Here is a 9089-nt window from a genome sequence, read left to right on the forward strand (position 1 = left end):
CTGACCCTAAACGTTGGAAGCATCGTCTAACTCTCCTGTTTTAGGCACTCCCCCTTTCTTTCCTGTCTTGACTTTCTGGGTCACTTCAATTCGCCCTAAGTTTTCATTGACTTTGGACAGCGTGTTAGGTTCGCACTTTATTTTGTGCCTGCTAATTATTTGAAATTAGTTGTCACAGCGATATTTCCTAATATGCTTGGTGACAACTATCGAAAAAAAACGTGTAGTGCAAGTCTTCTCGTTGCACATGACAAGCTACAAAATGGTCATTGCCTGTGTTTATAAGCTCTGGTTCCTGCTGTTCACATATTTTGATTTTGTAGGTACAGCGGGTGCTGTATCTGCATCCGGTTGGTAAGTCGGATTGGCTCGGAATCTCTCCAATCACTTCAAGCCGTTTACGCTTTATATCAGGGTTGGGTGGCGGAATGGAGGAAAGCAAGGTTATAGTGTAGGGGTGAGAAGGATTTTTAAAAAGGTCTTCGACTGAACTGATTTCGACTATTTTTCCTAAGTACATTACCGCTACTCTGTCAGCTATATTGCGGATTACAGAAAAGCTGTGGGATATAAATAAGTAAGTTAAGTTAAACTCACGCTGCAAGTCCCCCAACAGATTTAGAATCTGACTCTGGATAGAAACGTCTAGCGCAGAAACTGGCTCATCACATACTACAAACTTTGGTTTTACTGCCAGCGAACGGGCAATACAAATGCGCTGCCGCTGACCACCCGAAAATTCATGTGGGTACTTCCGAATATTATGTTGGTTCAATCCGACTTTTTGTAACAATTCGTACACTTGCTCTTCTACTTCATGTTTTTTTACAGAGGTATGCAAGAGTAGGGGTTCTGCTATAAGATCCTTTATCGTCATCCAAGGATTCAAAGAGCCGTAAGGGTTTTGGAAAATCATCTGCATTTCCTTACGCAACGCCTTTAATTTATCTGGAGAAAGCCTTGTAACATTGGTTTCCTCGAAAAAAATCTCGCCAGCAGTTGGTTCCAGCAATCTCAAAAGCAACCTTCCTAAGGTTGATTTACCACACCCGGATTCACCCACGATTCCAAGCGTTTCGCCTTTGTTAATAACAAAACTTACCCTATCTACCGCTTTAAGTGGCTTGCTTTTTTTTGAAAAGAAAGCAGAGTGGCTATAAAAATGCTTCGACAGGTTTTCTACCCTTACGAGAACTTCTGGCGTGGTAGGGGTTACTTTTATATTGACTGGCATTTGATATACTCCGCATATTCTTCTGAACCAATCCAGCATCTATAACTTCTTCCCAATTCCTGCTGCTTAACCGGGGGAGCTTTGTCAAGACAAATCTGCTGTTTGTATTCACATCTAGGAGAAAAACGGCAGCCAGTCGGGTATTCCGATGGTTTTGGGATAGTTCCGGGGATAATATACAGCCGTTCCTTTTTAAGTCCGATTTTGGGGATTGAAAGTAAAAGCCCTTTGGTATAAGGGTGCAAGGGGGTTTTGAATATGGAATGAACACTGCCCTCTTCCACTACTTGTCCCGCGTACATTACTATTATACGTTCGGCAATATCAGCGACGACACCTAGGTCGTGGGTTATTAATAGGATGGACATACCTAGCCTGTCTTTTAGCTCTTTCATCAAATCGAGAATTTGAGCTTGAATTGTTACATCCAAAGCGGTAGTTGGTTCGTCTGCAATCAAAAGCTGAGGTCTGCAAACAAGGGCTATGGCAATCATCACCCGCTGCCTTTGTCCACCGGAAAGTTGAAAAGGGTAACTCGAAAGGCGCTTCTCAGGAGAGGGGATGCCCACCAATTTTAGCATCTCGATTGCTTTTGCTTTTGCTTCGTTTCTGCCAACTCGTTGATGCAGTATCACAGTTTCAATAATCTGCCGACCGATGGTAAGCACCGGGTTTAACGAACTCATCGGTTCCTGAAATATCATTGAAATCCGATTCCCGCGAATTGCCCGCATATCTTTCTTGGATTTCAATAAAAGATTTTCGCCTTCCAACAAAATCTGGCCAGCCTCAATTTTACCCGGTGGGTTCGGAATCAAACGTAAGATGCTCAGAGAGGTGACACTTTTGCCGCAACCCGATTCGCCTACAATCCCAACAGTTTCCCCTCTATTAATATGAAGCGAGACCCCATCCACCGCCGGAATTTTGCCATGCCTAGTATAAAAGCTGGTTTTAAGATTTACCAGTTCCAGTAACTTCTCACTCATTGAACATGCCACTTTCGATATTAATACCATTTGCTGGAGTTAATTTCTCAATTCGCACCGGAACTGCTTTCAGGGAAGGGAACCCGGACATTGGGTCATTCCGGTCGTCCGGGGTTATCAGGTTGACATTGGCTTCACTCCAGCCGTAAGGCACTTGTATATATCCGGATAGTATTGCATCAGGCGGCAAAACTTCCGCCTGTATCTCAAGTGAGCCGATAGCGGAACTGATTCTAACCAAATCATAATCCTGTATTCCAAGCTGTAAAGCATCTTCCGGGTGTATTCCGACATAGGGCTGCGGGTCGAGCTTTTGAAATTGTTCGAGATTGTGATAGCGACTACTGTTATACAGTTTTTTTCGAGAACCGCTGATTAAGGTAAAGGGGTATTCCGGGTTTGTTTGACGCAGATAAGCTGGAAACCGATATTCGGGCAGCGAGTGATAACCCAACTTTTCTAATTGCCCTGAAGTGAATTCGATTTTGCCAGAAGGAGTTTTAAACGGCGAATTTTTCCATTTTTCATAAGTTATCGGTTTGTATTGGTAGCCTTCCGGATTCGTTTCAAGGTCATTATTGGTAATACCGGTATCTTTCAAAAGCCACTCGTTGAGGGTGGACTCGTTATCCCACGGAAAATAGTGACCTAGACCTAAGCGGTGTGCGAGGTCATGCCAAAACTGGTATTCATCTTGGCACTCTGGTAATGAAATCAATTTTTTTGTCAGATTTATGACATTGTAAGCCGGGAATACATGAAATTCGCTCCGTTCGTAGAAGCTGGCGGCTGGCAATACATAGTGAGCAAGGGAGGCAGTTTCGGTCATAAACAAATCCCGCACCACCAATAACTCTAGGCTGCTAAGGGCTTCCTTGACCTTGTTAGCTGCCGGGTTAGTCAAAACAGGATTGGCGGCAGTCAATAACATACCCCTTATTCGGTAAGGTTGCCCGGTCAGGATAGAATTCAGCCCGGTCATAGTGTGGCTTTCCTGACGAAAGTTATAAAGCAGGGGATATTTTTTTGAGCCGATAGGATTAAGGTGCGACAGGTCTATTTCATTATACAGTTCAAGGTCTTGCAGACCAGGACCTTCCGGCAGGCGGCTGCCACCCTTGTGGTCAATACTGCCGATAATTGCGTCTATAAAAGCAATAGCCCTAATATTTTCCAGACCGTTTACGTGGTGTTCCAATCCGTTTCCCACAATATTCAGCGAGCGCGGGGAATTTTTAGCCAGATTGAGCGCAATTTGCTCAATTAGGTTGGCTGGTATGCCAGTTTCTTTTGCGGTATAGGCAAGGGTAAAGCGTCGGGCGTAACGTTGCACCGCATCAAATCCGATGGAGTAATGCTCTAGGAATTCAGTGGCGTACAGGTCTTTTTCTATCAGGTAATTAATTAGTCCCCAAGCTAAAGCCCCGTCAGTACCGGGTTTCAGCATGGCATGTAGGTCAGCTTTCCGTGCGATTTCATTTTTGCGAGGATCAATTACGATTAGTTTGGCACCGTTTTTGCGGGCTTTTAGAATTTTCTCAAAGGCAAAAGGGTGAGAAAAAGGCGGATTTGAACCCCATATAACGATACAGTCAGCGTTCTCATAGTCTGGAACCAGACCGCCCCCATAAACCAGTGAATAGGCAATCCACCTAGCGCAAAAACAGGTCGAATCGTTGGAAAAATAGTTCGGGGAACCCAACGCTTGGCAAAACCTTCGGGCATGTTGTTCCTGTTGAGCAAACCCGACTGCCTCGCCTTTCCAAACGCTCAGACACCGCGCCCCATATTTACGCTTCAGTTTTTCGAGCTTAAAGGCAATCTCATCTAACGCCTCTTCCAGAGAGATTTCGAGCCAGTCATTCTTTACTTTTTTCAGGGGTTTTAAAAGTCGGTCTTTGGCATAAACCATATCCGTGGAGGCTTTGGCTTTTATACATATTTTCCCTTCGCTCCAAGGGTGTCCCTTCAGCCCGGTAACTTTTGTTATTCGCCCGTCTGCAAGCACGACATTTAAAGCGCAGCGGTCATTACACATCCTACATAATGTTTTCTCAAACTGTTCTGCCATTTAAACTCTTTCAGGCTGATTAAGCCTTTTCTCTATTTCTAGCTATTTTCTGACAGCCCAAAGCCCCTCCGCGAGAAGGGGCTTTGGCTAAGAATCAAATGCCCTTTTACTTTTTGGTTAACCAAGTATTCCAGAAATAAGGGGTTGTATAGTTGCCATAACCCTGCAAAGTGGCGCTGCCTATATACAATCCGTCATAATCTACCGTTTTAAGGTAGGGCAGAGAAGTCCACCATTCTTTGTACCAATCTTGCACAATCTTATACCGTTTGGCTTGGTCTGTCTCTACCAGCAATTTATCATAAATGGCATCCATTCTCTTGGAATATTCGTCATTCCAGTTGCCAATCCATTTATTGGTGCCAACCCACGCTCCGTAAACCTGTGGATCAGGATCTGGAGCTTTGAAGCTGTTGATATGAATATCCCAACCGTCAACCTTCTTGCGCTGTTCTACCACAGTAGCACGGTCAAGCAGTTTTAATTCAACTTTAAATCCCACTTTTTCCAACTGAGATTTCAGGTCAACCGCTGCTTGGCTATGTACAGTGTTTTCTTTTTCAGTCAAGATAACGATAGGCTGCCCGTTATACCCAGCTTTCTTTAACAATTCTTTGGCTTTATCAGGGTTAGGCTTGTTGTAGATACCATCGCCTGCTGTAGGGTCATTCCAAATATTGCCCTTATTGAAGAGAGAACCATTCAAATGGTAGAAATCCTTGTTACCCACCATCGCGATGCCCAGTTCATCAATATTAAGCGCATAGGCAACCGCTTGCCGGGCATTTATATCTTTGAAAGTAGTATTTCCGGCATTGAAAATCAGAAACCCTTGGAAGTTCGGAGAGGTAACATAGGTTTGGACGCTTTTGTCTGCCTTAAAAGCAGTGTATTGATCCGAGGGAATATCCCTAGCAAACTGGTATTGGTTGCTCTGAACACCGGCAATACGCACCGCCTGTTCCGGCACAAATTTGAATTCCAGTTCGTCAGCATATGCCACTCTTTTTCCAGCCAACCCGGATGTTTCGGTAGTGAGGGCTTTGTAGTCGTTAAACTTTTTCAGCAGCACATGCTGGTCGGGTATCCACTCCACAAAGCTATAAGGACCAGTGCCAATTTGTTCCTTCAGGCTGTCCTTGGGATACTTTTCTATCAATTCCTTTGGCTTAATGAGTAATTTCTGATTAGCTACATTGGCAGCGATTAGCGAAATAAAAGGGGCATAAGGCTGCTTGAATTTAAACTTGACCTCATATTTTCCAACCTTCTCAAAGGAGTCTAGGTAGGGCTTGATAACTTCCCCTGCACCGTTTAAATTGAGCCAACGGTTGAAGGATGCTTCCACATCATCGGAGGTCAACTCCTTGCCATTTTGGAATAGTACACCCTGCCTTAGTTTGACATCGTAAGTTTTGTTGTCGTCAATCAGGGTATAACTCTCTGCTAGATGGGGTTGGGGCTTGTAGTTTTTGTCAAACTCAAAAAGCCCCTCATAGACATGCGTCAGAATATCATTGATTTCCTGAGCGGTGGTCTTGTCGGGGTCCAAATCTGCTGGCGCAGAGGTAACTGCTACTACAATTCTACCTCCAGAAACAGGAGCACCCGCGCCGGCTGCCGTGGTGGAAGCAGCGCTAGTAGCAGCAGCAGTGGTGGTCGCGGCGGTAGCTGCCAAAGTTGTGCTGGTCGCCGCTGTAGTAGTTGCTGCCGCGGTGGTTTTTGCCGTAGTGGTAGCGGTGCTAGTAGCATCACCGCAAGCGACCGCTAACGCACTTATTGCTAAAAACAACAGCAACGCCATAATTTTTCGAGTATAACTCTTCAATTCAAATCTCCTTCCTGAATGTAATTCGAAACTTCAACAACAGGATTCCAATACGATAGCTTTGGTGGGTTTAAGTAGCGTTTGACCCGGAAAAGCCAGAAGCCTAGCCGATTGAAATCCTCAAAAACTATATGTATATGCTACATATGTGCATTATGAAATTAACAGGGCGCAATAAGACCTCCTAAAGTTATAAAAATTACCGGACTCTTTCAGTTAATAAGGGCATGGGTTGTTCAATTAGTGGCGACACTGTCAACTAACTTAAGGGCGGTACATTGGATAATTGCTTCAGGTAATAAAACAACTATGCAATGCTTTAAGCGACCGCAATTGATAAATCTCACCGCTAATCCAGTAGAATGTAGGCATCAATTAGGGCAGGGTTATGATAAGATATTTTATCAACATTGTCAAGTTTATAATAAGAGTGCTAGAGTTCGTTTTCAGGATTTAAGTTTTGGGTCGAATAAATCTCGCAGCCCATCTCCCAGAATACTAAGACCCAAAACAACCATCATAATAACTCCTCCGGGGAAAATCACAATCCAAGGAGCAATAGACATAAATTTTCTACCCGAGCTTACCATCCCGCCTAAGCTCGGTTGAGGTTCCATAATTCCAACCCCTAAAAAACTTAGCGCAGCTTCAGCAAGTATGGCAGAGGCAAAACAAAAAGTTGCCTGCACTATAATCGGGGAAATACAGCCCACCAGTATATACCGAAAGATTATTTGAAAATTGCCCGCACCTATAGCTCTACCGGATTCGATATATTCCAGCGGTTTTAAGGATAGAACGCTGGCACGTACTACTCGCGTCATTTTTGGAAAATAGGCAAAGGTTAAAGCAATAATAATATTGAACTCACCAGAACCCCACACAGCCGCTATAGTGATTGCCAGAATTATTTCAGGAAATGCCATCAGCCCGTCAATAATGCGGGAAACGATTGCATCTACTAGCCTATAATAACCAGAGACTAGCCCTAACAAACCCCCAAAAATGGTAGTCAATAGTGTTACTATTATTCCAATCTCCAGTGAAACCCTGACACCGTAACAGGTACGGCTGAAAATATCCCTGCCAAACTCATCGGTTCCCATTACATTTGTACTTGACGGTCCTTGTAATCTGTTTTGAATTGCTATCTCCAGAGGACCTAACTCATATACAAAAGGAGCAATGATAGCGCAAACTACGATAAGCAACAGAATCGCTAGTCCAATTATTATAAAAAGATGCCGTCTGATATTTCTGAAGGCAGCCGTAACTGCAAGAATTTTAGCCGGGTAGCCAGCTTTTTCCATAAATGTTTTACTTATATTTGATATAGGGATTAATAAAAGAGTAACTAATATCCACAAGCAAATTTACGAGCAGATATATGACGACAGTAAATATCAGACTGCCCTGTATAAGCGGGTAGTCGCGATTTAGAATAGCCTTAATCGCCAGCGCCCCAACGCCGGGTATATTAAAAACAGTCTCTATAATCCAAGTGCCGCCCAACAGCGTTGCTAGGCTAAAGCCAATCACCGTTACAATGGGGTTTAAAGAATTTTTAAAAGCGTGCGGTAGTATAACTTTGAACTCCGACAGCCCCTTTGCGCGGGCTGTGCGGATATAGTCCTGCCCTAAAACATCAAGCATAGCGCTGCGGGTCATCCTAGCAATTAGAGCGCTTTGCATTAAGCCAATGGCGAAACCGGGCATAACAAGGAATCTGATTACACCAAAACCTGCTTTGGAATAAGGTTCATAACCAGCAACCGGAAACCACTGCAAATTAACTCCAAAGACCAATATCAGAATTATTGCGATAAAAAAACTGGGAATAGTCATGCCTATTAGGGAAGTTGAAATTGCCAATTGGTCAAAAATGGTGCGGTGTTTCATAGCTGCAATTATCCCCAAGGGTATGCCGATTACTATGCCAAAAAACATCCCCACAACCGCCAATAAAAGAGTCGGTTCAAGCCTGTCGAAAATTGCTTTAGTAACCGGTTCGTGTAAAAAAAGCGATTCGCCTAAATCGCCTTTAGCCACATTTCCCAACCAACCACCGAATCTTTCATAAATGGGTCTATCCAAGCCCAGTTTTGTACGCATTTCAGCGACCTGTTTTTCGGTGGCAAAATCTCCGACCATCAACCTGACCGGATCTCCCGGCATAATGTTGGTAATAAAAAAGGCAATAATTGCGGAAATTATAATTACTGGTATAAGAGCTAATAGCCTTTTGGAAATATAATTGAGCATGAAAACTTTTCTGGAGTAATGGATAACCCTAACTTATCAAACTGCTTTATAAAGTCGGCTAAATATAAGTTATATTATCTAATATGTCAAGAATAATAATGGTCTGCAATTCCTCATTGCCATTTTGGGAAAAGAAACATTGCTACGGTTGTACAATTTCCCTCCTTAAGGTGGTGGAGAGGATGGCTGCCTCTTTGCCTGTAGCGCTCGGTATTCGCCGAAGCACTCAGGGTGGAAGTACATGGCGTTGCCGATGCGTCCCACATTGGCAACGCCATGTATGGGCTTCTCACACCAGTGGCATTTGAAGGGAGACTGCATACGACCGGCAGCGATGCCAAGCGTTATCAGCACATCGGTTGGAACGTCCCACAACTCACCGGAATTACCGGAGGGACATCGAATGAAGTTGAGCGGGTTCAGCGTTCTTGACCATCAGCCCATAAGGACCAATAAACCAGGGGGACTTGGAAGAGGTGACGTAGTTGGTCAAATCGAAAGCACCCACAATACCGCCTCGCTTGAAGTCGGCGAGATTGTTGCTAATGGATTTGGGCCACCCCAGACCAGACGACATCTTTTTAGCAACGAAGGTGTTCGTCCATGGATCGGTGGGGAAAGCTTCTTCATCCCAGATGGAGGTGTACTGTTGTTTAACCGTAGCAACACCCTCTACTATGCTTCGACACTTCGTGACCCCCTCTA

At 44.1% G+C, this 9089-nt stretch carries 8 protein-coding genes; all 8 read right to left on the reverse strand.

Annotated features, from left to right (window positions below; all coding sequences use genetic code 11):
* Window positions 1–187: 187 nt before the first annotated feature.
* Entirely contained in the window at window positions 188–1234 is a 1047-nt protein-coding gene (locus WCK19_RS17720) for an oligopeptide/dipeptide ABC transporter ATP-binding protein (RefSeq protein ID WP_342398734.1), read from the reverse strand.
* A complete protein-coding gene (locus WCK19_RS17725) occupies window positions 1219–2223 on the reverse strand; it encodes an ABC transporter ATP-binding protein (RefSeq protein WP_342398735.1) in 1005 nt (334 codons plus the stop codon). The genes WCK19_RS17720 and WCK19_RS17725 overlap by 16 nt, the downstream gene beginning before the upstream one ends.
* Complete coding sequence (locus WCK19_RS17730) at window positions 2216–4294, reverse strand: molybdopterin-dependent oxidoreductase (protein ID WP_342398736.1); 2079 nt, start codon at window positions 4292–4294, stop codon at window positions 2216–2218. The genes WCK19_RS17725 and WCK19_RS17730 overlap by 8 nt, the downstream gene beginning before the upstream one ends.
* A gap of 106 nt (window positions 4295–4400) precedes the next feature.
* The gene (locus tag WCK19_RS17735) at window positions 4401–6122 is read right to left on the reverse strand and encodes an ABC transporter substrate-binding protein (protein ID WP_342398737.1); all 1722 of its coding nucleotides are present in this window, start codon (window positions 6120–6122) and stop codon (window positions 4401–4403) included.
* 446 nt (window positions 6123–6568) lie between these two features.
* On the reverse strand, window positions 6569–7432 hold the full coding sequence (locus tag WCK19_RS17740; RefSeq protein WP_342398738.1) for an ABC transporter permease: 864 nt from the start codon (window positions 7430–7432) through the stop codon (window positions 6569–6571).
* A 7-nt stretch (window positions 7433–7439) separates the two neighbouring features.
* Window positions 7440–8384 (reverse strand): ABC transporter permease, encoded by a 945-nt coding sequence (locus tag WCK19_RS17745; RefSeq protein ID WP_342398739.1) that lies wholly within the window; start codon window positions 8382–8384, stop codon window positions 7440–7442.
* Between the two features lie 165 nt (window positions 8385–8549).
* On the reverse strand, window positions 8550–8759 hold the full coding sequence (locus WCK19_RS17750) for a hypothetical protein (protein WP_342398740.1): 210 nt from the start codon (window positions 8757–8759) through the stop codon (window positions 8550–8552).
* A 10-nt stretch (window positions 8760–8769) separates the two neighbouring features.
* A partial coding sequence (locus tag WCK19_RS17755) for a hypothetical protein (RefSeq protein WP_342398741.1) occupies window positions 8770–9089 on the reverse strand: 320 nt, incomplete at its 5' end.

This window comes from Candidatus Chlorohelix sp. (assembly GCF_037138995.1).
Taxonomy (GTDB): domain Bacteria; phylum Chloroflexota; class Chloroflexia; order Chloroheliales; family Chloroheliaceae; genus Chlorohelix.